The 26,491-nt window shown below is 58.8% G+C and carries 20 protein-coding genes; 13 read left to right on the top strand and 7 right to left on the bottom strand.

The features are described 5' to 3' along the window. Positions 1-139: 139 nt before the first annotated feature. Entirely contained in the window at positions 140-1,531 is a 1,392-nt protein-coding gene (gene fumC / locus JJQ51_RS23510) for a class II fumarate hydratase (RefSeq protein WP_113333101.1), read from the bottom strand. 406 nt (positions 1,532-1,937) lie between these two features. Between fumC and JJQ51_RS23505 the strand changes: the two genes are divergently transcribed. Then, positions 1,938-3,836: a L,D-transpeptidase family protein gene (locus JJQ51_RS23505; RefSeq protein WP_113333102.1), complete on the top strand. Its 1,899-nt coding sequence runs from the start codon at positions 1,938-1,940 to the stop codon at positions 3,834-3,836. 99 nt (positions 3,837-3,935) lie between these two features. Here JJQ51_RS23505 and JJQ51_RS23500 read toward each other — a convergent pair whose 3' ends face one another. Further along, positions 3,936-5,111, bottom strand: a complete 1,176-nt coding sequence (locus JJQ51_RS23500; RefSeq protein WP_162746402.1) for a TIGR02281 family clan AA aspartic protease — start codon at positions 5,109-5,111, stop codon at positions 3,936-3,938. Positions 5,112-5,288: 177 nt separating this feature from the next. After that, positions 5,289-5,963, bottom strand: a complete 675-nt coding sequence (locus tag JJQ51_RS23495; RefSeq protein WP_113333104.1) for an HAD family hydrolase — start codon at positions 5,961-5,963, stop codon at positions 5,289-5,291. 195 nt (positions 5,964-6,158) lie between these two features. On the opposite strand from JJQ51_RS23495, the gene rpiA reads away from it, so the two are divergent. The 5 genes from rpiA (at position 6,159) to JJQ51_RS23470 (ending at position 11,110) form a co-directional block, all read left to right on the top strand. Further along, positions 6,159-6,860, top strand: coding sequence for a ribose-5-phosphate isomerase RpiA (gene rpiA / locus JJQ51_RS23490; RefSeq protein WP_113333105.1), 702 nt, complete (start codon positions 6,159-6,161; stop codon positions 6,858-6,860). Between the two features lie 13 nt (positions 6,861-6,873). Then, a complete protein-coding gene (locus tag JJQ51_RS23485; RefSeq protein WP_069613069.1) occupies positions 6,874-7,428 on the top strand; it encodes a DUF2059 domain-containing protein in 555 nt (184 codons plus the stop codon). Positions 7,429-7,612: 184 nt separating this feature from the next. After that, a complete protein-coding gene (gene gor / locus JJQ51_RS23480) occupies positions 7,613-8,998 on the top strand; it encodes a glutathione-disulfide reductase (protein ID WP_113355253.1) in 1,386 nt (461 codons plus the stop codon). 154 nt (positions 8,999-9,152) lie between these two features. Continuing rightward, a complete protein-coding gene (locus tag JJQ51_RS23475; RefSeq protein WP_113355255.1) occupies positions 9,153-10,526 on the top strand; it encodes a class II 3-deoxy-7-phosphoheptulonate synthase in 1,374 nt (457 codons plus the stop codon). A gap of 158 nt (positions 10,527-10,684) precedes the next feature. Then, positions 10,685-11,110 (top strand): GFA family protein, encoded by a 426-nt coding sequence (locus tag JJQ51_RS23470; protein ID WP_113333144.1) that lies wholly within the window; start codon positions 10,685-10,687, stop codon positions 11,108-11,110. A gap of 3 nt (positions 11,111-11,113) precedes the next feature. Here the strand turns inward: JJQ51_RS23470 and JJQ51_RS23465 are convergent, their stop codons facing one another. Together JJQ51_RS23465 and JJQ51_RS23460 are read right to left on the bottom strand one after the other, a co-directional pair. Then, entirely contained in the window at positions 11,114-11,650 is a 537-nt protein-coding gene (locus tag JJQ51_RS23465) for a DUF1003 domain-containing protein (RefSeq protein ID WP_113355259.1), read from the bottom strand. Between the two features lie 157 nt (positions 11,651-11,807). Further along, positions 11,808-13,739 carry an LTA synthase family protein gene (locus tag JJQ51_RS23460; protein ID WP_113355261.1) on the bottom strand — a complete coding sequence of 644 codons (1,932 nt, stop codon included), beginning with the start codon at positions 13,737-13,739 and terminating at the stop codon, positions 11,808-11,810. A gap of 189 nt (positions 13,740-13,928) precedes the next feature. On the opposite strand from JJQ51_RS23460, the gene JJQ51_RS23455 reads away from it, so the two are divergent. The 3 genes from JJQ51_RS23455 to JJQ51_RS23445 all read left to right on the top strand — a co-directional run bounded on the left by JJQ51_RS23455 (position 13,929) and on the right by JJQ51_RS23445 (position 18,362). Then, positions 13,929-15,608 carry an NAD+ synthase gene (locus tag JJQ51_RS23455; protein WP_113355301.1) on the top strand — a complete coding sequence of 560 codons (1,680 nt, stop codon included), beginning with the start codon at positions 13,929-13,931 and terminating at the stop codon, positions 15,606-15,608. Between the two features lie 31 nt (positions 15,609-15,639). Further along, a complete protein-coding gene (locus JJQ51_RS23450) occupies positions 15,640-16,464 on the top strand; it encodes a TolB family protein (RefSeq protein ID WP_113355263.1) in 825 nt (274 codons plus the stop codon). A gap of 164 nt (positions 16,465-16,628) precedes the next feature. Then, entirely contained in the window at positions 16,629-18,362 is a 1,734-nt protein-coding gene (locus JJQ51_RS23445) for an ankyrin repeat domain-containing protein (RefSeq protein WP_113355267.1), read from the top strand. 52 nt (positions 18,363-18,414) lie between these two features. Here JJQ51_RS23445 and JJQ51_RS23440 read toward each other — a convergent pair whose 3' ends face one another. Then, entirely contained in the window at positions 18,415-19,170 is a 756-nt protein-coding gene (locus JJQ51_RS23440; RefSeq protein WP_113355271.1) for a hypothetical protein, read from the bottom strand. Between the two features lie 195 nt (positions 19,171-19,365). Beyond that, positions 19,366-21,642: an NADP-dependent malic enzyme gene (locus tag JJQ51_RS23435; protein ID WP_113355273.1), complete on the bottom strand. Its 2,277-nt coding sequence runs from the start codon at positions 21,640-21,642 to the stop codon at positions 19,366-19,368. A gap of 464 nt (positions 21,643-22,106) precedes the next feature. Here JJQ51_RS23435 and JJQ51_RS23430 point away from each other — a divergent pair, with 464 nt between their 5' ends. The 4 genes from JJQ51_RS23430 to JJQ51_RS23415 all read left to right on the top strand — a co-directional run bounded on the left by JJQ51_RS23430 (position 22,107) and on the right by JJQ51_RS23415 (position 26,484). After that, on the top strand, positions 22,107-22,913 hold the full coding sequence (locus JJQ51_RS23430; protein ID WP_069613061.1) for a UDP-2,3-diacylglucosamine diphosphatase: 807 nt from the start codon (positions 22,107-22,109) through the stop codon (positions 22,911-22,913). A 166-nt stretch (positions 22,914-23,079) separates the two neighbouring features. Continuing rightward, positions 23,080-24,297 (top strand): MFS transporter, encoded by a 1,218-nt coding sequence (locus JJQ51_RS23425; RefSeq protein WP_113355277.1) that lies wholly within the window; start codon positions 23,080-23,082, stop codon positions 24,295-24,297. Between the two features lie 150 nt (positions 24,298-24,447). After that, positions 24,448-25,608 carry an ABC transporter permease gene (locus JJQ51_RS23420; protein ID WP_113355279.1) on the top strand — a complete coding sequence of 387 codons (1,161 nt, stop codon included), beginning with the start codon at positions 24,448-24,450 and terminating at the stop codon, positions 25,606-25,608. A 12-nt stretch (positions 25,609-25,620) separates the two neighbouring features. Next, a complete protein-coding gene (locus tag JJQ51_RS23415) occupies positions 25,621-26,484 on the top strand; it encodes an ABC transporter ATP-binding protein (protein WP_113333113.1) in 864 nt (287 codons plus the stop codon). Positions 26,485-26,491: the final 7 nt, after the last annotated feature.

The following is a 26,491-nucleotide window of genomic DNA, read 5'->3' as shown; positions in this document are numbered from 1 at the left end:
CTTGTTTCGCATTTGCAGCACCGACTGAAGCTGCTGATCTTGCACGATAAACTCGCTCTCCCCGCAGGAGCGGGGAGAGGAGCCATGCACACGGCTTTGGCATTGGAGGACTATGCCTGGTAATCGCTGAAGGAGGAACTTACTTCGGACCGATCATCGTTTCCGGCCGGACGATGGCATCGTATTCTTCCGATGATACCAATCCACTCGCCAGAGCTTCTTCCTTCAGGGTCGTGCCGTTCTTGTGAGCGGTCTTGGCGATCTTGGCGGCATTGTCGTAGCCGATCTTCGGCGCGAGTGCCGTCACCAGCATCAGCGAACGTTCGAGACCGGCCTTGATATTGTCCTCGCGGGCTTCGATGCCGACGATGCAGTTGTCGGTGAAGGAGACGGCGGCGTCGCCGAGCAACTGCACCGACTGCAGGAAGTTGTAGGCCATCATCGGATTGTAGACGTTGAGCTCGAAATGGCCCTGGCTGCCGGCAAAGGTGAGGGCTGCATTGTTGCCGAAGATGTGAATGCAGACCTGCGTCAGCGCTTCGCATTGTGTCGGATTGACCTTGCCCGGCATGATCGACGAGCCCGGTTCGTTTTCCGGCAGCGCCAGTTCGCCGAGACCGGAGCGCGGGCCGGAGCCGAGCAGGCGGATGTCGTTGGCGATCTTGAAGAGTGCGGCTGCCGCGGCATTAATGGCGCCATGGCTGAAGACCATCGAATCATGGGCGGCCAGCGCCTCGAACTTGTTCGGGGCGGTAACGAAGGGCAGGCCGGTGATTTTGGCGATCTCGTCAGCGACCTTCTCTGCAAAGCCGATCGGCGCATTGAGGCCGGTTCCGACCGCGGTGCCACCCTGGGCGAGTTCGCAAAGGCCCGGCAGGGTCAGCTCGATGCGTTTGATCGACGAGGCGACCTGGGCGGCATAGCCTGAGAATTCCTGGCCGAGCGTCAGTGGCGTTGCATCCTGCGTGTGAGTGCGGCCGATCTTGATGATATGGGCGAAGTCGGCGACCTTCTTTTCCAGGGCCGCATGCAGGTGCCTGAGCGCCGGCAGCAAGTGATGGACGATCTGCTCGGCGCAGGCGATGTGCATGGCAGTCGGATAGGTATCGTTCGACGACTGGCTCATGTTAACGTGGTCGTTCGGATGCACGGGCTTTTTCGAACCCATAACGCCGCCGAGCATCTCGATTGCGCGATTGGAGATCACTTCGTTGGCATTCATGTTCGACTGCGTGCCCGAGCCGGTCTGCCAGACGACAAGCGGGAAATGATCGTTAAGCTTGCCATCTATGACTTCCTGTGACGCATCGACGATTGCCTTGCCGAGCGCCGGATCCAACTGGCCGAGCTCCATATTGGCGCGCGCAGCCGCCTGTTTGACGATGCCGAGGGCGCGGACGACCGAGAGCGGCTGCTTTTCCCAGCCGATCTTGAAATTGCCGAGCGAGCGCTGCGCCTGCGCGCCCCAATAGCGGTCGCTGGCGACTTCGATCGGGCCGAAGGTATCGGTTTCGGTGCGGGTGGACGTCATCTTCGTGGTCCTGCTTTCCATTGAGACAGATAGCAGCCATATAGGTGCGAACCGTGCTCATGAAAACATCAAAGCGCCATTCATGATTATAAAAATCATGTTTTCAATGCGGTCGTCGGGCGTGCCCTTTTTAACACGCCTGGCATATATTCGCGGAGGCGCATTTTACGCCCCTCAAAAAGCCAGGGAAATTTCAATAAAAGATTAACCAATAATTTCATAATTCGGTGTGGACTAAGCGCGGAAGACGCCACTGCTTCGTCACGTGAAGTTGAGGCATTGAACGAAAGGCGGGGTCTCGTCGTTTTCAGTGTAGTGGGTGTATGATGTCTGAGACATCGCGGCCGAGTTGAAAACAGCACCGTCGAGCTCGAAGTTACCGTACGATACAGGGACTGATTAGAGAATGAAACTTGCCATCAAAGCCACAGCATCCGTCCTGGCTCTTTCCTGCTGCCTTTCCTCGATTGGCGCAACCTCCGCAAGTGCTATGACCCTCATGGATTTTATCCGTGGCGGTCAGGGCCGTCAGCAGAGCACGCAGGTTTCGGCTCCGGTTCCCGTCAACCCGGCGCAGACGCTGAACTCCGTTGAGCCTCCGCGGGCAAAGCAGCCGCTGCCGACCGTCGATGCGCCGAAATACTATACTTACAAGGCCGACCAGATGCGGCTGGTGTCGACAGTGCATTTCGCCGATCCGGTTGTGACCGGCGCCGTTGCAGATGCCTCTCCCACGCCGGTTGCTATTGATGCCGAAGTCTCGCAGCGCCGCTATCTGGCGGATGCCCGTGTCATGGCGACCAACGATATCGCCAAGGCGATCGAAACCTATTATGCCGATCAGAGCAAGCCGCTTCTCTGGGTTGCAGATCATGCCGTCAGCGACAAGGCGAAGGCCGCGATGGCGGTCCTTGCCGATGCTGGTTCCGTCGGCCTCGATCCTGCCGACTATGCGGTAACACTGCCCGGCGACAATGCCGCAAATGCCGACCCGGTGCTGCGTGATCGGGCTCTCATGCAATTTGAGCTCACGCTCTCCAGCAAGGTGCTGATGTTCGTCCAGGATACGGTTCGCGGTCGTCTCGACCCGAACAAGATCTCCGGCTATCACGACTTCAAGCGCAAGGACGTCAATCTGACGGCTATGCTCGATGTATTGCGCGCCAGCCCCGATGCTGCCGCCTATCTCAACAGCCGCAGCCCGTCCAACCCGCAATTCATGGAATTGAAGGCGGAGCTTGCGAAGCTGCGTTCCGAGGCCGGAACGGACGGCAGTCACATTTCCATTTCGCTCGCCGGTACGCTGAAGCCGGGTGATAGCTCGCCGGAAATGGCCAATATCGTCAAGGCGATAGAGCATCGCGGCTCGAATGCACTGAAAACGGCTCACGCCGATCTTTTCTCCGCTTATCTGGGCACGCCGAGCTACACGCCCGAGCTCGTGTCGCTGGTCGAGGACTTTCAGCGCGAAAAGGGTCTGACGGCCGACGGCGTGATCGGCCCGTCCTCCGTTCGCGCGATGGTCGGCGAGAACAACGATGTGAAGATCCAGAAGCTGGTCATCGCCATGGAGCAGCTGCGCTGGCTGCCGGACGAACTAGGCCCGCGTTACGTCTTCATCAATCAGCCGGCCTTCATGGTCTATTACTACAATAACAATCAGGAGCAGCTGTCGATGCGCGTCGTCGTCGGCAGCAAGCAGCACCAGACCTTCTTCTTCGAAAATCAGGTGCAGACGGTCGAATTCAACCCATTCTGGGGCGTTCCGCAGTCGATCATCATCAACGAGATGCTGCCGAAGCTGCGTTCCGATCCGAACTATCTCGATCGCATGGGCTATCAGGTCGAAGTGGGCGGTCGCGCCGTCGCTTCGTCCAGCGTCGACTGGTATGGCTCGACGAAGAGCATTTCGGTTCGCCAGCCGCCGAGCAGCGACAATGCACTCGGTGAACTGAAGATCCTCTTCCCGAACTCGCACGCCATCTACATGCACGACACGCCGCAGAAGAGCTTCTTCAAGAAGGATATGCGCGCACTCAGCCACGGCTGTGTCCGTCTTGCCGATCCGCGCGCGATGGCCGCCGCCGTACTGAACACCACGGTTGATGACGTCGCCAAGCAGATCGCTACCGGCCAGAACAAGGCTGTGGCCGTGCCGCAGAAGTTCCCGATCTACATCGCCTATTTCACCGCCTGGCCGAACAAGGACGGCGTAATCCAGTATTTCAACGATGTCTACGATCGCGATGCTGCCACACAGAAGGCGCTCGATGCGACCTCAAAGGCGCGGACTGCTCAGATCTAAAGTCTGTTCAGTGGCGAAAACAAAAATGGCGGCCATGTGCCGCCGTTTTTTGTTGCCTGTCGTATGAGAATATCACGCAGCGTCAGCGGGCGTTTCAGTTCAATTCTTCGCCTCGATCCGCCATTCCCTGCTGCCGAAGGTAACGTCGAAGCGGGAGAGGAAGGAACGACCGAGTAGTCCGTCGACTTCGGCGCCAAGTGCCGCGGTGTCGTCGAGAACCACGGCCGTGATATCGCTAGCTTGGACATGACCGACCTTCACGGTGGTCGCCGTTGTGCGTGTGGCTTGAGAAACGCCGTTTGCCGTTTGAAGAGATATTCCGTTGTTGCCGTCGACCGGCAGCTTGGCTCGTGCGGCGAAAGCTTTGCTCACCGCGACGAAGCTTGCACCGGTGTCGACGATGAACACGCCGTCTGTGCCATTGATCGAGACCTTGGCAAGGATGACGTTCTTGCCCTGCGTCGGAAATCGATCGCTGCCTGTCGCGTAAGTCGAGGCGCATTTGCCCATTGTTTCATAGAGTTTAATGATCCCACGCACGACCGCTGTGTCGTTTCTATCGGGGTTAGTTGAAACCCAGAGTTGCAGCGGTCCGATCGCCTCGCAATATTCACCAAGCTCGCGGTAGCTGGCGGAGATTCCCTCAAATACGGCACTATTCAGTATCGCGATATTGTCGGTAAGGCCGATGACCGAATAGTAGTCGTCAATGGCGTCCCGATATTTCTTGGCATTTTGGCGAATTCGCGCTCGCTGGAAATAGAAATCGGGCATCCCCGGGGACATTGCTATCACTTGGTTAGAGACTTTCAGCGCTTCGTCGAAGTCGCTGAGATCGTCAAGAATTTGTGCCGCTGAGCTCAAGGCGATGTTCGACGGCTTGCACTTGTCGGAGAAGGCAATGAAGACTTTGGCCGCTTCGCGGCGATAGCCCTGCTTCGTTAGCTCATCTGCGAATTTGTAGACCGCGTTCCAATCACAATGCTCTCGCCGTAACATATCGAGATCGGCTGCCATCGCGGGTCTGCCTGCAACAATATTCGGCAAAGGTGCGATGTCGAAATGCTTATAGACCGCGGTCAGAGCGGCATCGGGTTTGGCTCCAGCTCCGGTTTCCGTCTCGACGTACCCTATAATGCGGTCGCCGTAGATGTAGAACCAAATACCTGCGCATAGTGCACCACAGATAATCAATGTTCGGACAATAGGAGCAAACCACCCCCTGCGGCTTGGCAATCTACCGGCGTTACGGTCTTCAGGATCTGCTACGAGCAAGGGGGAGCGCTCCGCTATCGAGTGATCGTCCCACCTCGGCAACATCGCGCAGCGGGCCTTTCGCTTGCGCGGTTATGACGCTGATAGCAGAACGTCGATAAGTTGTGGCTGAAGCGCGTGAATCGCGCAAGACCCGTTACAACCGCGCCGTTCGAACCAACAGGGATTTTAGTATTCTCAGGCCGCCAGCAGTCCCTCGACCAGTTCAGGCGTCAGCTCGTCATAGTGATAGATGATGCGGTTCGGTCCAAGCGTTTCGATGCCGACATCGGAGTAGCCGAAGGGGACCGCGATGGAGGGGACGCCGGCATTGCGGGCGACAAGGATGTCGTTGATGCTGTCACCGATCATGATCGTCCGGGCGATGTCGCCGCCCGCGCGCTCGATGGTGCCGATCAGGTGTTCGGCATTCGGCTTGCGGACAGTGAAGGTGTCGCCGCCGGTAATGGCCTCGAAATATTGGGTCAGTTCGAGCCGGTCGAGAAGTGTGCGCGCGAGCGATTCCATCTTGTTGGTGCAGACGGCGAGCTTGTAGCCTTTGTTCCGCAGTGTTGTAAGCGCGGCCAGGAGCCCGGGGTAGGGCTGCGTGACGCCGGGCATCGTCTCGGAATAATGGGTTATGAAGCGCTGTAGCAGAGCCGGTAATTCTTCCGATGTCAGCGTATAGCCATGCAGCTTGCAGGCCCGCTCGATCATCACCTGCGCGCCGTTGCCAACGAGATGCGTCACGTCGTCGTAAGTGACCGGCGGAAGCTTGAGTGCGGCGATCGTATGGTTCAGGCTGACGATCAGGTCCGCATGCGTGTCCAGCAGCGTGCCGTCGAGATCGAATACGACAAGGGGAGATTTCACGAGGAATCGGCCTTTGCATAGAAAAGAGTGCGTCTTCCGGAGTTAAAAGATCGCGCGGGCAATTGCAACCGAAGCGCCGGAAAGCCTAGGCGGGAAGGCCTCGGGGATTTCTATATCATGCCGTTATTTTGGCTTTCGTTTGGCTGGAGAGCCGTGTAAACAGCAGACCAACGTAACAATGGGAGCAGGTGGCGCATGGACGCCCGCCAGATGAAAATCGAGGCTGCGAGAGCCGCGCTCGCTCACGTCGAAAGCGGCATGCGGCTCGGGATCGGCACCGGCAGCACGGCGGAGGAATTCGTTCGCCTGCTCGCCGAAAAGGTCGCCGCCGGCCTCTCGATTGAGGGCGTTCCCACATCTGAAAGAACGGCCAAGCTCTGCAACGAACTCGGCGTGCCGTTGAAGTCGCTCGACGATCTTCCGGAACTTGACCTGACCATCGACGGAGCCGACGAGCTGGATGGTGCGCTGACGTTGATCAAGGGCGGCGGCGGCGCGCTGCTGCGCGAGAAGATCGTTGCTGCTTCCTCAGCCCGCATGATCGTGATCGCGGATCAGAGCAAGGTCGTTGAGACCCTCGGAGCCTTTCCGCTACCGATCGAGGTCAATCCCTTCGGTCTCGTTTCCACTCGCATCCTCATCGAGAAGGCGGCCTCGCGTCTTGGGCTTTCCGGCGCGCTCAACATGCGCCGCGCGGGCGACAGCCTCTTTGTCACCGATGGGGGGCATTATATCGTCGATGCATCTTTCGGCCGTATTCCTGATGCAGAGGCGCTGTCGAGCGAGCTCTATTCGATTCCCGGCGTTGTCGAACACGGGCTCTTTATCCATATGGCGACACAAGCGATCATTGCCGGCCCCGCCGGTGCGCGCACGTTGCAGGCGAACAATACATAGGAGCACTCATCTCATGATCAAATTTGCGGGTCTTGGCCGTCTTGCCGCTGCAACCATCCTTCTTTCCGGCATTGCTTTCGGTTCCGTAAGCGCTCAAGAGGTTTCCGAGGATCAGATCAAGGCTGCCCGCGCCGCGATCAATGCTCTCGGCATCACCAACCAGTTCGACAACATCTTGCCGAACCTCGCCGAGCAGCTGAAGAGCACGATGATCCAGGCAAACCCGAATTTCGGCGATGCGATCAACTCGACCGTCGACGCCACCGCGCTCGCGCTCGCACCGCGCCGTGCCGATCTGGAGCGTGAAGCGGCCATCACCTATGCCAAGGCCTTCTCTGCCGACGAACTGAAGGCGATTGCAGATTTCTACAATTCGGCGGCAGGCAAGAAGCTTCTCAAGGACGGTCCGCTCGCCACCCGCGAACTCTACAAGGCGGCCGATATCTGGAGCCAGGGCATTTCGCGCGATCTCGCAAAGCAGAGCAACGATGCCCTGCAGAAGGTCGTCAAGCAGCCGGTCGTTACGCCGGATGCCGGTGCGGCCGCTCAGCCGGCGCCGAAGCAGTAATCAACGGTTCGCCGCCGCAGCGGTTTCGACAGCTAGGTTTGTAGTTTTCGGTATCTGCGGCAAGCAGTTACAAATTCGAAGCCCGGATCGATTCCGGGCTTTTCTTTTTGGGTCTCGGCTCCCTATATGAGTGCCGACCCCCAATGGCGCTTCGCGCGCAACTTGATGTCTACAGGAGCGATCCATGCCTTCGTTTGATTTCGACCTTTTCGTGATTGGCGGCGGCTCGGGCGGTGTGCGCAGCGCGCGCGTGGCCGCATCGCTTGGCAAGAAGGTCGGGATCGCCGAGGAATATCGCTATGGCGGCACCTGCGTCATTCGCGGCTGCGTGCCGAAAAAATTGTTCGTCTACGCTTCGCAATATAGCGAGCATTTCGAGGATGCGGCCGGTTTCGGCTGGACGGTCGGCGACAGCAGCTTCGACTGGAAGAAACTGATCGAGGCGAAAGACAAGGAAATCGCCCGACTGGAGGGCCTCTATCGCAAGGGGCTCGACAATGCCAAGGCGGAGATCTTCGATACCCGCGCCGAGCTGGTCGATGCCCACACGATCAGGCTGCTGAAGACCGGCCAGACCGTGACCGCCGAGACCATCGTCATTGCGACTGGCGGTCGGCCGAATCTGCACACGGCACTGCCGGGTCACGAGCTTTGCATCTCCTCGAACGAAGCGTTCCATCTGAAGGAACTGCCGAAATCGATCCTCATTGCCGGTGGCGGCTACATCGCCGTCGAGTTCGCCAACATCTTTCATGGTCTGGGCGTCGAGACGACGCTGATCTATCGCGGCGCCGAGATACTCTCGCGCTTCGATCAGGACCTGCGCAAAGGCCTTCACGAGGCCATGGAGGAGAAGGGCATCCGTATTCTCTGCCATGACATCATTGAGAACGTCGAGAAGGTAGAGGGCAGGCTCAGTGTTCGGACGAAGAACGATAAGCTCCTGACGGTCGATACCGTCATGCTGGCGCTCGGCCGTACGCCGAATACCGAAAATCTCGGGCTTGAGGCTGCCGGGGTCGCAATCAACGACCAGGGCGCCATTATCGTCGACGAATATTCGCGCACTTCCGTTGCGAACATCTACGCGCTCGGCGACGTCACCGACCGGGTACAGCTGACACCGGTGGCGATCCACGAGGCCATGTGTTTCATCGAGACGGTCTACAAGGACAATCCGACCCGGCCGGATCACGAACTCATCCCGACGGCCGTTTTCTCGCAGCCGGAGATCGGTACGGTCGGCCTGACCGAGGAAGACGCTGCCAAGCGTTATCCGGAGCTCGAAGTTTACCGGGCGCAGTTCCGGCCGATGAAGGCGACGCTTTCGGGCCGAGCCGAGAAGATGATCATGAAGCTGATCGTCAACGCCGCGGACCGCAAGGTGATCGGCGCCCATATTCTCGGCCACGATGCCGGCGAGATGGCGCAGCTTCTCGGCATCACACTGAAGGCCGGCTGTACCAAGGACGATTTCGACCGCACCATGGCGGTGCATCCGACGGCGGCGGAAGAATTGGTGACGATGTATTCGCCGAGCTATCGCATTCGCAACGGCGAGCGCGTGTAACGCGCTCGTTTTGGCTCTGAGATCGACTGCACCATAAAAGATTCGCACAGTAGTTTGCCCGCCTTTGCAAGCGGGCGGCAAAGGTTTATAAGCGCGCGTTATTTACGACGACGGGCCGCCCGACCGAGATCGGGCGTACAAGCAGGTGAGTGAGATGGCACAGAATTGGACCCCGAGCAGTTGGCGGCAGAAACCGATCCAACAGGTGCCGGATTTTCCGGACAAGGTAGCGCTGGCAGAGACCGAAGCGCAGCTTGCAAGCTATCCGCCACTCGTTTTTGCCGGTGAAGCCCGTCGCCTGAAGGCGCATCTCGCCAATGTCGCAGAGGGCAATGGTTTCCTGCTTCAGGGCGGCGATTGCGCCGAAAGCTTTGCAGAGCACGGTGCCGACACGATCCGTGACTTCTTCCGCGCCTTCCTGCAGATGGCCGTCGTGCTGACCTTCGGTGCGCAGCTGCCGGTCGTCAAGGTTGGCCGCATTGCCGGTCAGTTCGCCAAGCCGCGCTCGTCGAACATCGAAACGCAGAATGGCATCTCGCTGCCGAGCTATCGCGGTGACATCATCAACGGCATCGAGTTTACCGAGGAAGCACGCATTCCCAATCCCGACCGTCAGATGATGGCCTACCGTCAATCTGCCGCGACGCTGAACCTGCTGCGCGCCTTCGCCATGGGCGGCTATGCCAACCTGGAAAACGTCCAGAAGTGGATGCTCGGCTTCGTCAAGGACAGCCCGCAGGGCGAGCGCTACCGCAAGCTTGCCGATCGTATCGGCGAGACCATGGATTTCATGCGTGCGATCGGCATCACCGCCGAGAGCAACGCAAGCCTGCGCGAAACCGATTTCTTCACCAGCCACGAAGCGCTGCTGCTTGGCTATGAAGAAGCCTTTACCCGCGTCGATTCCACGACCGGCGACTGGTACGCCACCTCCGGCCACATGCTCTGGATCGGCGACCGTACGCGCCAGGCCGACCACGCCCATGTCGAATATTTCCGCGGCATCAAGAACCCGATTGGTCTGAAGTGCGGTCCTTCGCTGCAGGCGGACGATCTGCTTAATCTGATCGACATCCTGAACCCGCAGAACGAAGCTGGCCGCCTGACGCTGATCTGCCGTTTCGGTCACGACAAGGTTGCCGACAACCTGCCGCGCCTCATTCGCGCCGTTGAGAAGGAAGGCCGCAAGGTCGTCTGGTCTTGCGACCCGATGCACGGCAATACGATCACGCTCAACAACTACAAGACGCGTCCGTTCGAACGCATCCTGTCGGAAGTGGAAAGCTTCTTCCAGATCCATCGCGCCGAGGGCACGCATCCGGGCGGCATCCATATCGAGATGACCGGCAAGGATGTGACCGAATGCACGGGCGGCGCCCGCGCGGTCGGCGCCGAGGATCTCCAGGATCGCTATCACACACATTGCGACCCGCGTCTCAATGCCGACCAGGCGCTGGAACTTGCCTTCCTGCTCGCTGAGCGGATGAAGGGCGGTCGGGACGAGAAGCGTATGCGCGCACACGGCTGAGCGAAGCCGCATTCATGATCTCTCGAACGGGCCGGCGAAAACCGGCCCGTTCGCTTTTGCGCTAGGAGCGATCAGCTTGGCTGAAAGACGCTTCAGTTCTTTGAAATTGACCCAACTTCCGTTCTCGGCAAGGCTGCCTCAAAATAAGGGGAGCGATGATGAGCCACGAACACACGGGAGCCTGCCTCTGCGGCAGTGTAAGTTTCAGGACGCACGGAAAACTGCGCGAAGTGGTCGCCTGCCATTGTTCGCAGTGCCGCAAACAGACCGGGCTCTATTATGCCGCGACCAATGTCGCACGCGAAAATCTTGTCATCGAGGGAGAAGAGGCGATCACCTGGTATCGTGCCAGCACATTCGCTCACCGCGGCTTTTGCAGGATCTGCGGCTCGGCTCTGTTTTGGGTGGCCGATGGCGCCGATGAAATATCGATCATGGCCGGTCTGTTCGATCAGCCGAGCGGCCTTGAGATGGGCTATCATATCTATTGCGCCGACAAGGGCGATTATTACGAGATCAGCGACGGACTGCCGCAATATCGGCAGGGGCGACCGGGGCTGTTGACGGCAGGCCCCTCCGATTGACCTTTAGATGGTGCCTTTTTCAGCAACGAGCTTGCTCAGTTTGGCGAGTTCTTCACGCACCACCGCAAGCTCGGTCAACACCTGCATATCGATCTTCTGATGCAGGGACAGCACTTCCAGCTCGGACTTGAGATTGACTTCATAATCCTTGGCCGCCTCGAAACGATCCCGCTCGGCCTGCCGGTTCTGTGACATCATGATGATCGGCGCCTGAATCGCGGCGAGCATGGAGAGAACGAGATTCAGGAAGATGAAGGGGTAGGGGTCGAAGGCGTTCGTGGTGAGGAGGATCGTGTTGATGACGCACCAGAAGGCCAGAAACAGCAGGAAGGCGATAATGAAGGACCATGAGCCGCCGACACGGGCGATGCTGTCTGCGAGACGCTGCCCCCGGGAGGATTCCGCCGAGATGGCGGCGTTGATATCGGTGGAGATGATTTTCCGCTCGTGCGCCTTTTTAAGAACGCGCTTTTCGATATCGCCGAGCTGATCGGCTGTCTTGTCAAAATGCAGATGAACGAAGTTGGGAAGATTATGCATTGGGAGGGCTCCAAGGTCCTTGTGGCATTGAATGCAACTATTCGACCAATGGGGAAAAATGCAACGAGGGAAGGGTTTCAAACTCGATTGCGCATGGAGCTGCTGCGCGTACTGTTATCGCAAAAAAACACCCGCACTAACTCATGTTTATAATGGGCTAGCTGTCTTCCTGGCCCATTAGCTCCGCATGAGACGGGAAGAAGCGCTCCAAACCATATTGGTGGCCGAACATCATGTCGTGCTGCAGATAGCGATAGTCGCGCACGGTCGGGTCAAGCTCCGGCTCCTTGCGGCCCCAATCGGGGAAGGTCTGGCTGTCGCGGGTTGCCAGCTGATAGCGGTCGACGATGTTGTATTTCTTCTGCACGCGGCCGAGAAAGCCCGTATAGAAAGGATGCTCATAGCCTGCCGTTTTCAGCAGGTGATAAGGCAGCTGCGAGGGGCTGATGGTACCGATGTCCTTGCGAACGCCCTTCTTGCTCGACCAGACGACGAGCGGCGTTTCGTGCTCCTTCTTCATGACGTCGAGCGGCGCCTTGCGGGTTGCCACCTGCTGCGGCATGTAGCCGGTGTTTGGATAGACGCTGCCGAGCGGCGGCAGATGATCGCCCCAGAGGACGATAATGGTTTCCCGGTCGCGCTTTTCGGCCCAATCCATCAGCATCTTCAGGCTGTCATCGGCTTCGCGAACGCCCTGTGCATAGGTAGCGAGCGCCGCACGGTCATCGTCGTTCAAATTGCCCGCGATATCGACGGTATTCTCAGAATAGCGGTCGGCTTCGTAAGGCCCATGTCCCTGAAGAGTGACCGCGAAGAAGAAGAAGGGACGCTCGGCGGCGTCTCCTTCGCTCATGATTTCCTTCATAAGGGAGTCGTCGGCTGCGAACATGCCGCGTTTATCCATGGGCGGCAAAGTCTCCTGGGTATGAAATTCTTCGAAGCCGAAAGCCCTGTAGACCTCGTTACGGTTCCAGAACCAGCCGCTGAAGGGATGCAGTGCGCGCGCCGTATAGCCTTCGCCGCGGAAGAAAGTGGCAAGCGACGGCAGCGGGCGGCGCACATATTGCTGATAGGGAATGCTGCCATAAGGGAGAAAGGCGTTGGAAAAGCCCGTCAGTGCCTCGAACTCGACATTGGCGGTCATGCCGCCGAATTCCGGCGAGAAGACATTGCCCGATTGTCTGGCGCGGATCGTCGGCATCGGATCCGGTGTGAAGGCGATGTTGGAAAGTCGCGTCGGATCCCAGAGGGATTCGCTCATCAGCATGATAATGTCGGGCTTTTGGCGCGGACCGGAGAGATAGCCGTAATTTCTTGCGGGCATGGTGTCGATGGCGCCAGCGCCGTATCCGGCCGGTGACTTGATGTCGGCCATGGGCAGGTTCAGCGCGAAGGCGACGATGAAGCCGTTGTGGTTGTAATTTTCCGTCTGGTCCCAGACGATCGGTATGATCCCCAGCTTCTCGCGAACATAGGAATATTGTGTGGGGTCCATCTGTGAGGCGAAAAGTGCTGCCAGCGGCAGGCAGATCGAAAGCCGGGCAAGGCGCTCGTTTCGCGAAAGTGCGACCGTGTGGCTCCGGATATAGCGCCAGAACAGGATCATGGCGCCGGTGCCGGCGATGATGCCGATTGCCAGGGCAATCGCCGTCCAAGGGCGATCACGTACCATGACCGGCATCAGCTCCATGATCTGCCGCCCAAACAGGAAGTCCGAAGGGTAGAGCGGATCGGAGAGAAAATTCTGCTTCTGGCTGGAAATGAAGGCCGGTATGAGCAGCACTGGAGCGACGATCAAAGCGGATAGATGCGCGCGACCGATCAAGGCATCCAGTGTCAGCATGGTCAGCATGACAACGCCGATGGTGGCAAGGCCCGGACGGGACGGGGAAAGGAGATAGGTCCAAGCGGAGGCGAATTCGCCGCGTGCAACCCATTCGACCGTCATAACGATGGACAGGGAGAAAAGGAGGGTCAGCGTAAGGCTCAGAAGCAGGCGCAGAGCGGCAGACTTCTGTTTTGCCGCGCCGATCTTCTGGAAAAGGGCAAGCTTGCCCGCCAAGGCGGACTCGATGACCAATGCGACCAATGCTTTCTCCAAAAGCTACAAAATATTCATATAAGTGTCACGCTTCTGTCATGAATTCTTCATGAACTGCAAGGCTGGCCTGGTATTTTTTGGGGCAAAAATACCTCCTCTGCGCGTAGTGCGATCTTTGATGCGTGTGCGGGAAGGAAGGCGGTTGCGGAAGAAAGATGGCATCGCTAAATGTATGGCATGACAGAGCAAAGCCAGATTACCCACACCATCCGCATCGCCGTCGCGCAGCTCAATCCGACGGTCGGCGACGTCTCCGGCAATCTCGCCAAGGCGCGTGAGGCCCGGGCCGAAGCGGCGCGCGAAGGCGCGCAGATCGTCCTGCTGACGGAGTTGTTCATTTCCGGCTATCCGCCGGAAGATCTCGTGCTGAAGCCGGCATTCATCCGCGCCTGCTGGAAGGCGGTGGAAGCTCTGGCTGCCGATACGGCCGATGGCGGCCCTGGCGTGATCATCGGCTTTCCCCGGCAGGACGAGACGGGCCGCTACAATTCGATTGCCGTTCTCGATGGCGGCAAGGTGATTGCGATCCGTGACAAGGTAGACTTGCCGAACTACGGCGAGTTTGACGAGAAGCGCGTGTTCGATCAGGGCGCCATGCCCGGTCCGGTCAATTTCCGCGGCGTGCGACTGGGTATCCCGATCTGCGAGGACATCTGGGGCGAGCTCGGCGTCTGCGAGACGCTGGCTGAAAGCGGTGCGGAAATCCTTCTGTCGCCGAATGGCTCGCCGTACTATCGCGGCAAGGTCGACGTGCGCCATCAGGTCGTGCTGAAGCAGGTCATCGAGACGGGCCTGCCGATGATCTATGCCGCCCAGCTCGGCGGCCAGGACGAACTGGTTTTCGATGGCGCCAGCTTCGGTTTCAATGCCGACAAGACCCTGGCCTTCCAGATGAGCCAGTTCGAGACCGCGCTGGCGGTGACGACCTGGAAGAAGAATGGCGATGGCTGGCATTGCGCCGAAGGGCCGATGGCCCATATTCCGGAGGGCGAGGAGGCGGATTATCGCGCCTGCCTGCTGGGCTTCCGCGACTATGTCAACAAGAATGGCTTCAAGTCGGTCGTGCTTGGCCTGTCCGGCGGTATCGACTCTGCGATCTGCGCGGCGATTGCCGTCGATGCGCTTGGCGAAGAGCGTGTGCGCACCGTCATGCTGCCCTATCGCTATACCTCGCAGGATTCGCTGAAGGATGCGGCCGATTGCGCCAAGGCGCTCGGATGCCGCTACGATATCGTGCCGATTGAGGATCCCGTTACCGGCTTCAGTTCGGCTCTGTCCGATCTTTTCGAAGGCACGGAAAGCGGCATCACCGAGGAAAACCTGCAGAGCCGCGCCCGCGGCACCATCCTGATGGCGATCTCCAACAAGTTCGGTTCGATGGTGGTGACGACGGGCAACAAGTCGGAAATGTCTGTCGGATACGCCACGCTCTATGGCGACATGAACGGCGGCTTCAACCCGATCAAGGATCTCTACAAGATGCAGGTCTACGCGCTGTCGCGCTGGCGCAACCTGCACGTGCCGCCGGGCGCGCTCGGCCCCTCGGGCGAGGTCATCCCCCATAATATCATCGACAAGGCGCCTTCGGCGGAACTAAGGCCGAACCAGACGGACCAGGATTCACTGCCGCCCTATCCGGTGCTTGACGATATCCTCGAATGCCTGGTGGAAAAGGAGATGTCGGTGGAGGAGATCGTGGCCCGAGGCCATGATGTCGCGACCGTACATCGCGTTGAACATCTGCTCTATCTCGCCGAGTACAAGCGCCGCCAGTCTGCGCCGGGTGTGAAGATCACCAAGAAGAATTTCGGTCGCGATCGCCGCTATCCGATCACCAACCGGTTCCGCGATCGCTGATCGCGGCATCCAACGGCAAGGGAGAGGAAGAATGCGCAGCTCGGTCGAGATTTATAATATCCGCACGGGTGCGAACCGGATCGTCTGGCAAACGGACCAGCTGATCGAGGCGCCGAACTATTCGCCTGACGGCCGCTATCTGCTGCTGAATGGCGACGGGCTGCTCTATCGGCTGCCGCTGGATGGCAGTGGGATCGTCCAGATCGATACCGGCTTTGCGACCCTGTGCAACAACGATCACGGCATCTCGCCGGACGGTTCACTGATTGCCATTTCCGACAAGACGCAGCATGGCAAATCCTGCATCTATGTTCTGCCGGCAGAGGGCGGCACGCCAAGGCAGGTGACGACCAATCTGCCCTCTTACTGGCATGGCTGGTCGCCGGACGGAAAGCGCTTCTCCTACTGCGGCATCCGCAACGACGTTTTCGATATCTATACGATCTCGATCGATGGCGGCGAAGAGACCCGCCTGACGCATGGCGAGGGCCGCAATGACGGACCTGACTATTCGGCCGACGGGCGATGGATTTATTTCAATTCGAGCCGCACCGGCCTGATGCAAATCTGGCGCATCCATCCTGATGGCACCGGCCTCGAGCAGGTGACCCATGATAATTACGGCAATTGGTTCGCGCATCCGTCGCCAAAGAACGACAAGGTGGTCCTGATCTCCTATGATCCTGACGTCTTTGATCATCCGCGCGATCTCAATGTGCGGATGCGGCTGATGGATATGGATGGCGGCAACCTGACGACGCTGTTCGAGCTCTTTGGCGGGCAGGGATCGATCAATGTGCCGAACTGGTCACCGGATGGGGACGAGTTCGCCTATGTCCGCTACGAGCCTGCCTGAGCTCTGGACAGAGCGCAACCGGCGCGATAGATCTGGATGCGTTCTCAGGGCGCATCCGATCCGCGGGAAGGGCTAGGCCCACCTGATGCATTTAAAGTGAGACTGCCACACCTCTTTTCAGTCTGTGGGCGCGGATACCGGACGTAAATGGAAGGAGGTCTACCGTGACCACGCGCTCTTTGGCTGTCGACGCCACTCTCGATTCCCTTAAAAAGCAGGCCAAGTCTTTCCTTAAGGCCGTTCAAGCCGGCGATACTTCGGCGCGCAGCCGCGTTATGCCCTATTTTGCGGATATAGCCAGCGTTGGACTGCAGGACATTCAGCTCGTTCTTGCCCGCGAATTCGGCTTTTCGAGTTGGGCGAAGCTCAAGGCACATCTGGAAAGCGGCGATCGCAAGCATATCCCACGGGATCAGCTCGCCAACCGTTTCCTGTCGCTGGCGACCGTTTCGTATTTTGCCAATATTCCCGCCGATCCCGCGCGCTTCGATGAGGCGCTAATGCTGCTGGAGTCCCATCCGGAGATTGCCGACGAAAGCATCCATGTCGCCGCCGCGCTTGGCGACGCCGACCGGGTAGGTCGCTGGCTTGATCGACAGCCACAGCTTCTCGATCGCAGGGGCGGGCCGCATGATCTCACTCCGCTGATGTACGCAGCCTATGCTCGCGTGCCGGGTCGTTCCAGCCTGCCGGCAGCCCGTGAGCTGGTTCGGCGCGGGGCCGATGTCAACGCCTTCTTTCTCGATGCCGGTCAGTATCGCTTCACCGTTTTGACCGGCGTCTTCGGCGAAGGCGAGGCGGGAAAGGATCGTCAGCCGCCGCATCCGGAATGCGAGGCATTCGCGCGGCTGCTGCTCGATGCGGGCGCTGAAGCCAATGATAGTCAGGCGCTCTACAACCGCATGTTCGAGCGGGACGATACATGCCTGAAATTGCTGATCGAATATGGCTTGTCCGCTAGGGATAAGAACAATTGGTTCGTGCGCGAAGACGGCAAATTCGTCGAGAACATGCAGACTGTTTTCGACTATCAGCTTGCCTGGGCGCTGGAACATCGCATGGGCGAGCGGGTACGTCTGCTGGTGGAGAATGGCGCTGATGTCCATAAGCCCATTAACGGCAGGACTCCCTATGAATGGGTTCGCCTGAGTGGCGATAGCAAGCTGGCAGCATACCTTATTCAGAAGGGTGCCGTCGCGGTTCGCCTGAAGCTGGAGGATTGGGCCTATCTTCAGATTAAGGCGGGTGACATCGACGCAGAGCAGATCATGATGCTTTTCAAGCAGCAGGGCGGAAACAATCTTAATATCGTAGCAGCGATGGATAAAGCTCATCCCGACATGCTGCACGAGGCTGCTGGCGAAAATGATCTGCGCGCCGTGGGTCTCATGTTGGCGCTGGATTTTGACGTCAATGCAATGACAAGCCGAACACCGCTGCATGAAGCCGCGCTGCATGGCCATATGGAGATGGCGAAGCTGCTGATCGAGCATGGAGCGGACACCACCGTTCGTGATCCCAATTTTCATGCGCCGCCGATCGGTTGGGCCGAATATAACGGCAAGGATGAGATGGTCGAGTTTCTGAAGGCCTATCCGCTCGATATTTTCGCGGCGGCCACTTTCGGTCAGGTCGATCAGCTGGCTGCTATTCTCGATAGGCATCCGGAACAGGTGAATATCCGCTTCGGAGACTTCCGCCCTCATGGGCAGGCCACCGATCGCGATTGGATGACGCCGCTTGGCTTTGCCATTGTCAATCGCTGCGGCGAGGCGGTGCGCATCCTGCTGGCGAAGGGTGCGGATCGCTCGGTCAGGGATGTTTCCGGACAGTCCTATCGCGATCTCGCGAGAGAGACGGGCGATGAGGCCATCATCTCCTTGTTGCGCCAGCCTTGAACGACATGAAATCAACGCAGTCGGGCGGAGATGGGCAACATCCGCCCACGCATTATTGTGCCGGCTGCGGCCCGGCCTCTTTCGGATGTTTAAGGTCGATGCTGCCCTGGTCGGTCGCGAGAAATTGCGGGCCGACCTGGCGAACCTTATGGGCCGAAGGATCGTAGGGGCGATCCGGCGGAAATTGCTGCGGCTGCGCCTGTGTTACCTTGGGCGCCGCCGTCGGTGGTGCCTGCTTTTGTTCGAGGCTGGAATTCTTCTGGAGCCTTGGCGTCTCGATGACGGTAATGGAGCTTTCGGGCTTGGCCAGGGACTGCTCCTGCGGCGCATAGGCATCCATTTTCGTGTGGGTATCGATGACAATATCCGGCGTTGCCGAAGCCGGCAGGCTGCAGCCGTTGCGCTGCATCGTGTCCAGCAACTGCCGGCGCTGCATGGCAACGGCATCGACGCGGCCAACGCTCTGCTCGCGCTGATCCATCAGCAGGGAGAGATCGTGCCGCATCTGATCGATCGATTGCCTGATGTCATCGCAGACGCCCTGACTGTCCTGGCCGTCAAAAACGCCATCGTCGCCTTCGACGCAGCCCTGGTTGCGCAGATCGCTCATCGTCCGGCGGATCATCAGGTTCTGCTGCACGATGGCGCGCGAGAGCTGGCGTGTTTCCTGGCTGGCGCCGATCACTTCGCTGATGTCGACATAGCGGCCGCGCAGTTCGTCGCAGAGATCGACCTGTGCGAGGGCCGCCGATGTGGCCGTCAGCAGGGAAAAGAAGGCAATGGAAGCTTGTTTTATGCCGCGGTTCACGGTTCTGCTCTCGAAAGCGGTTTTAAGTCGCTGAAGATTACACGCAGCAGCTTAACAACGTATCCATGAAAAAGCACGGATTTCGAGAGGATTTTCGTGAAATTGCAGGTCGCAGCCGCCGATAGCCAGGGGATAGGCGACACCGCGAATGCATGAAACGCGGTGTCATTCTGGCTGTGGCTGCTAGACGTGATATCAGGCGATCTGCGAGGCTTCGACGACGGCGAGCGCCGCCATGTTGACCACGCCGCGCGAAGTGACAGACGGCGAGAGAATGTGGGCCGGGAGCGCCGTCCCGAGCAGAATCGGGCCGACATGCAGACCATCGGTCATGGTCTTGACCACGCCGAGCGTGATATTGGCCGCATCGAGATTGGGGAAGACCAGTAGATTGGCTTCGCCGGAGAGCGCGCTGTCCGGCATTACGTGCCGGCGCAGGCTCTCGGAAATGGCACTGTCGCCATGCATTTCGCCGTCGACCTCCAGATCCGGCGCTGCCTCGCGAATGAGAGCCAGCGCTTCGCGCATCTTGGTAGCGCTTTCCGACTCCCGTGAGCCGAAGTTGGAATGGGAGACGAGAGCGGCGCGGGGCTCGATACCGAAGCGCTTGATCTCCTCGGCTGCCAGCCAGGTGGATTCCGCGATTTCCTCGGCGGACGGATTAAACGTCACATAGGTATCGGTATAGAAGGTGGCGCCGCGCTGCGAAATGAGCAGGCTCAATGCCGAGAAATCCCGAACATCAGGCCGCTTGCCGATGACCTGGCGGACGATGCGCAAATGACGCTCATAACGGCCTTCGAGACCGCAGATGAGCGCATCAGCTTCGCCGCGCTTGAGGGCAAGCGCGCCGATAACGGTTGTGTTGGTACGGACGATCGTGCGGGCTGCTTCTGGGATAACGCCCGCGCGGCCGACCAGCGAGAAATAAAGTTCGACATACTCGCGGAAGCGCGGATCGTCTTCGGGATTGATGACAGCGAAATCCGTATGAGGGCGAATCTTCAGGCCGTAGCGCTTGAGGCGCGTCTCGATGACGGAAGGACGACCGATTAGGATCGGGACGGCGGTGCCTTCCTCGAGCAGGACCTGGGCGGCGCGCAGCACGCGCTCATCTTCGCCTTCGGAGAAGACGACGCGTTTGCGCTCGGCAATCTTCGCAGCCGCAAAGATCGGCTTCATCACGAAGCCCGAACGGAAGACGAAGCGGTTGAGCTCGTCCATATAGGCGTCAAAATCCTTGATCGGGCGCAGGGCGACGCCGCTTTCCGCGGCTGCCTTCGCCACAGCCGGCGCAATGCGCAGGATCAGGCGCGGGTCGAAGGGCGAGGGGATCAGGTAATTGGGCCCGAAGACCGGCGTTTCGCCTGTATAGGCGCGGGCGGCGACATCGGAAGGTTCCTCGCGGGCAAGCGCGGCAATGGCGCGCACGGCGGCCATCTTCATCTCTTCGTTGATCGTCTTGGCGCCGCAATCGAGCGCTCCGCGGAAAATATAGGGGAAGCAGAGGACGTTGTTGACCTGGTTCGGGAAGTCCGAGCGGCCAGTGCAGATCATTGCATCGGGACGGGCGGCACGGGCGAGATCCGGCATGATTTCCGGCGTCGGGTTGGCGAGCGCCATGATCAGCGGCTTTTCGGCCATCTGCGCCAGCAATTCGGGTTTCAGCACGCCGGCAGCCGACAGGCCGAGGAAGACGTCGGCGCCCGGAATGGATTCGGCGAGCACGCGCTTGTCGCTATCTTGAGCGTAGACGGATTTCCACGCGTCCATCAGGACGTTGCGATCCTTGTAGACCAGACCCTCGATATCGTGGACCCAGATGTTCTCGCGCCTGGCGCCGAGGATGACGAGCAGGTTAAGGCAGGCGAGCGCCGCCGCCCCCGCGCCGGAAGCGACGATCTTGACGTCTTCGATCTTTTTGCCGGCCAGTTCCAGCCCATTGAGGATGGCGGCGGCGACGATGATGGCGGTGCCGTGCTGATCGTCGTGAAAGACCGGAATTTCCATTTTCTCGCGCAGGCGGCGCTCGACGTCAAAGCATTCCGGCGCCTTGATGTCTTCGAGATTGATACCGCCGAAGGTCGGCTCGAGCGCCGAGACGGTATTGACCATCTCATCGACCGTCGGTGCTGCGATTTCGATGTCGAAGACGTCGATGCCGGCGAATTTCTTGAAGAGAACGGCCTTGCCTTCCATAACAGGCTTCGAAGCGAGCGGACCGATATTGCCGAGCCCGAGCACGGCGGAACCGTTGGAAATCACCGCTACGAGATTGGCGCGGGATGTATAGTCAGCTGCCGTTTCGGGGTTGTCGCGGATGGCGATGCAGGGGGCAGCGACGCCGGGGGAATAGGCAAGTGCCAGATCGCGCTGATTGCCCAGCGGCTTGGTCGCTTGAATTTCGAGCTTGCCGGGACGGGGATAACGATGGAAATAAAGCGCCTGCTCGTCGAAATTTCCGCTCGCCATGTTCTTGGCTGCTTTCGAAGTGTCGTTCGTATCCAACTTGCGTCTCCATTCCTGCCTGCGCTTTGAGTCTTCTGCATACATCAATCGCTTCGCCTTCACAGTATGGAATTGAGGTCACAAGGCGTTTTTGTCGTGGCAAAACTGAATTGCCTTTTCCGCAATGATCGCAGATCGCGCGATGTCCTTTCCGCAAGTCGAAGGCTGCGAACGCGTCATCTTGGAAAGAATGGCGTGAAAGTGCACAGATGGGCGGCTCATCCAAGCGAGGCGGCGCGGGCCATGTTTCGCCTTGGTATCGCCAGCTTTACAAGCAATCGTCCTGACCTCGCAGTTGCCGCGAAACTTGGTTGAACGTCGCCGCTGGGCCGCCAAGCACAGGGTTTGTCATCTTCCTGAAACACGAGTCTGGTTTTGGAATAGCCAATGTAGGATAGGGCACGGACATAAAGTTCGTGAATGAAAACATGGACCCCCGGCATTTCCGAACGCTATTCATTTCTGACGTGCATCTCGGCTCGAAGGCCGCCAAGGCGGATTACCTGCTCGATTTTCTCCGTTATCACGAGGCCGATACCATCTTCCTGGTTGGCGACATCGTTGATGGCTGGCGGCTGAAGCGAAACTGGTACTGGCCCCAGGATTGCAACGACGTCGTACAGAAGCTCCTGCGCAAGGCGCGCAAGGGCACGCGCATCGTTTATATCCCCGGCAATCACGACGAATTCCTGCGTGACTTCCCCGGAATGCACTTCGGCGGTATCGAGGTGGCGCAGCGCGCCATGCATGAAACGGCCGACGGGAAGAAATATCTCATCCTGCACGGCGACGAATTCGATGTCGTTGTCCGCAATGCCCGCCTGCTCGCCTATCTCGGAGACTGGGCTTACGACATGGCCATCTTGATCAATATCGGACTTGCGGCGGTGCGCCGACGCCTGAACATGCCCTATTGGTCCTTTTCGGCCTGGGCAAAGCTGCAGGTGAAGCACGCCGTCAATTTCATCGGCGAGTTTCAGCGTGTCGTGGCCGAAGAGGCCAAGCGCAATGATGCAGATGGCGTCATCTGCGGTCATATCCACCATGCCGTGATCGAGGATCTCGATGGGATCCGTTACATCAACACGGGCGACTGGGTGGAAAGCTGCACGGCGATTGCCGAACACGAAGACGGCACGTTCGAGCTGATCACGTGGCAGAATATTCTCGAAACGCAGCCAGTCGGCTCGCAGGTCGGAGAAATACCGCAGGCCCTCGGCGCACAGGCGGCCTGATTTCTGGCTCTTCACAGGCTTGATAATGGCTTGTCATAATTATTGATCGCTGCAAGACAGCCCTGGCTTCGGATTTTTCCGAAACGTTACGGTTTTGGCCATTTCTCGCCATAGTCGTATTCTCGATAGCATGATAGGGACAAGTACGTTCCCCTTCAGGTCTGTCATGATTCCCGCGATCAAGTCCTTCCAGGGCGAGGGTGCGCCTCCTTATTTCCGCTTGCGCGCCGCCTTGTCCTATTGCGCTCCGTTGTTCGTCAACGGCATTGCCGTACCCTTCTTTCCCGTCTGGTTGGCGGGGCTGAATTTCAACGATCACGAGATTGGCCTGGTGATCGCCATTCCCATGGTCGTGCGCGTCCTCGTGACACCCATCATCGCGGTACTGGCCGATCACATGAGAGAGCGGGCCGATGTATTGTTATGGTCGGGTGCCTTGTCGCTGCTGACGGCAATCGCGCTTTACTGGACCAGCGATTTCTGGCCGGTGCTTCTGGTCTACGGCATTCAGGGCGCTACTTACGCGCCTTACGTACCGGTGGTCGAATCGATTGCCATGTCGGGTGTGCGCCGCTGGGGTTTCGACTACGGTTCCATGCGGGTCTGGGGATCGATCACCTTTATCCTGTCGACCCTTCTCGGCGGCCAGCTGATCGGCATGTGGGGCGGCACGACAGTATTGCCCGTGATGGTGGCGGGGTTCATTCTGACGACGATGATGGGCTTTTTCGCGCCACGTATCGGGCCGACGCGCCGGCGCAACCAACCGATCAATCTGCAATCGCCGACCGGAAATCTGCGCTCGCCGCAATTGCTTATAACCATGATCGGCGTATCGATACAGCAATCGAGCCATGCGATGCTCTATACATTTGCGTCGATCTACTGGCATAAGCTCGGCTTTTCCGGCGCCGAGATAGCCGTGCTGTGGAGCATTGGCGTCACGGCCGAGGTGATGGTGTTTTTCCTGTCGAGAAAACTGAGCAGGAGGTTCAGCGCCTGGACGCTCATCTTCTTCGGTTCGACCATGTGCATTCTGCGCTGGGTCCTGTTTCCGAGCAATTTCGGCTTCATCGGCTATTTTGTGCTGCAATGTTTTCATTCATGCACCTATGCCTGCGTCCATACCGGCGTTCAGCGTCGTATCGTGGCGTCCGTCCATGAGACGCAGGAATCATCGGCTCAAGGCGCCTATTATTTCTACAATGGCATGTTCCTGGGATTGATGACGCTTGCATCCGGCTATCTCTACGCCTGGCTCGACCTGACGAGTTACTATGTCATGGCCGGCATCGCCGCCTTTGGGCTCGCCATGGTCGTTTTTGCCTATGGGCTGCAGGCGAGAAAGCCGGCAATCGGCGGAGGCGCTCACGGCGTATCCTGACGCGGTGCAACAAATTCATTTGGATATCAAAAAGCCGTGACATATGTTGGCGCCGGCGCGAGATGGAAATTCCATGCATAGTCGGTGTATTAAGCACTGACCATGCGGACTCACCGAGTCGGCGTATGTTGTGCCAGATTTGAAAGACGCATGAGTTTGAAAGCAGCCGAGCAAAGGTCCGATGCACCGAAGATCGATGATGCGCCCGAGGGCGCAGGCCATCGCTATCGGCTGCAAGGCAATTGGCGCAGCGCCAGTGTGCATGGCGTGCTGCGGCAGATCGAGCAGCTGTCCAAGCGCAGTTCCGGCGGCGACGTCGTGATCGATCTTTCCGGTCTTTCCGATGTCGATACGGCGGGTGCGCTGCTGATCCGCCGGCTGAAGGAAAGTCAGGAAGCGCACAAGGCCCATGTCACGATCGAGGGTTCCAATCCGCATATCGATGAATTGCTGACCGCGTTCGATGCGCATCCGGACGATGAGGCGGCGGCTGCAAAGCCGAGGACATCATTGGCGGAGCGCATATTGGCGCCCATCGGCAAAACCGTCTACGAGATCTGGGGCAATCTCGTTGCCGCCATGTACATTCTGGGTTCCGCCGTCCGCGGCGCGCAGCTCAAATTCGGCCGCGGCAGTGGCGTTTCGCCGGCCTCGATCATCAATCAGATCGACCACATGGCAGTGCGCGCCGTTCCAATCATCCTGCTGATGTCGTCGCTGATCGGTGCGATCATCGCTCAGCAGGGCGCTTTCCAGCTGCGCTATTTCGGCGCGGAAATCTTTGTGGTCGATCTCGTCGGAATCCTGCAATTGCGCGAAATCGGCGTGCTTCTGACCGCGATCATGATCGCCGGCCGTTCCGGCAGCGCAATTACGGCCGAAATCGGCTCCATGAAAATGCGCGAGGAAGTGGATGCGCTGAAGGTCATGGGTCTCAATCCCATTGGTGTTTTGATTTTCCCACGGCTGGTGGCGCTGACGGTTGCTCTGCCGCTGCTGACCGTCATTGCCAACTTCGCTGCGCTTTTTGGTGCCGCCCTGGTGTCCTGGGCATATTCCGGCATCACGTTTGCAACCTTCATCTCGCGACTGCATGAGGCCGTCAGCCTTTCGACGGTCATTTCGGGCATGATCAAGGCGCCGTTCATGGCGCTCGTTATCGGCATCGTCGCGGCGGTCGAGGGATTGAAGGTGGGAGGCAGTGCCGAGTCTCTTGGTCAGCACGTGACGTCATCGGTGGTGAAGTCGATCTTCGTCGTTATCCTCATGGACGGGCTCTTCGCCATGTTCTACGCAGCAATCGATTTCTGAGGGAAGATAACGATGAGCGCGCTTCACTCGGAAATCCCGTTGGAAAAGGATGAGCAGGGCAGGGACATCGTGCTGTCGGCACGGGATGTCACCGTTGGCTTCGGATCGAAAATCGTCCTCGACAAACTGAACCTCAACATCTATCGCGGCGAGATTCTCGGTTTCGTCGGCGCTTCCGGGGCGGGTAAGTCCGTGCTGCTGCGAACGGTGCTGCGGCTATTGCCGCGCCGCTCGGGCAAGATTGAGATTCTCGGCGAAGATTACGACAAGCTCGACGAGCAGGACCGCAACCGCCTCGACATGCGGCTCGGCGTTCTCTTCCAGCAAGGCGCACTGTTTTCCTCACTGACGGTCAAGGAAAACATCCAGGTGCCGATGCGGGAATATCTGGACCTGCCCAAGGAGATGATGGACGAGTTGGCGCTGATGAAGATCCGCATGGTGGGTCTGGCCGCTGATGCCGCCGACAAATATCCTTCCGAACTTTCCGGCGGCATGATCAAGCGCGCGGCGCTTGCCAGAGCGCTGGCGCTCGACCCTGATCTCGTTTTCCTCGATGAGCCGACATCGGGTCTCGATCCGATCGGTGCGTCGGAATTCGATGAACTGATCGCCAAGCTGCGCGACACGCTCGGCCTGACCGTTTATATGGTGACTCACGACCTCGACAGCCTATTTTCCGTCTGTGACCGTATTGCTGTCCTCGGACAGAAGCGGGTATTGGTGGAAGGTACGGTTGAGGACATGCTCGCCTGTGATGATCCCTGGGTGCAATCCTACTTCAGGGGTAAACGCGCACGTTCGATCGTGCCGCGCGAGGACATCAAGGGGCACAACGACGACAAAGGCGCAAGCGCCCACAGCCGCGAGAAGTGACTGGAGA

Source organism: Rhizobium sp. AG207R (genome assembly GCF_027109195.1).
Taxonomy (GTDB): Bacteria; Pseudomonadota; Alphaproteobacteria; order Rhizobiales; family Rhizobiaceae; genus Rhizobium; species Rhizobium dioscoreae.
The sequence above is the reverse complement of the archived record's forward strand: the minus strand, read 5'-3'. Positions and strand labels throughout refer to the sequence as shown.